Source organism: Bradyrhizobium sp. Kon58 (genome assembly GCF_055807455.1).
On record NZ_JBVVOT010000579.1, the window covers coordinates 1 to 248 of the forward strand.

A 248-nucleotide genomic window follows, 5' to 3' on the forward strand; every position below is an offset into this window, starting at 1 on the left:
GGCTTCGCGCTGGCTGAAAAAGTCCTGGGCGCGCAGTTCAACCGCCCTGGCCACGACATCGTCGACCACCACACCTACGTCTTCCTGGGCGACGGCTGCATGATGGAAGGCATTTCCCACGAAGTCGCCTCCCTGGCCGGCACCCTGGGCCTGGGCAAGCTGATTGCCTTCTACGATGACAACGGCATTTCCATCGACGGCGAAGTCGAAGGCTGGTTCACCGATGACACCCCCAAGCGTTTCGAAGC

1 pseudogene is annotated in these 248 nt (G+C 61.7%); it reads left to right on the forward strand.

Going from position 1 to position 248, the window contains the following annotated elements:
* Positions 1-248: pseudogene (locus AC0L20_RS41570) on the forward strand (transketolase); the annotation flags it as partial.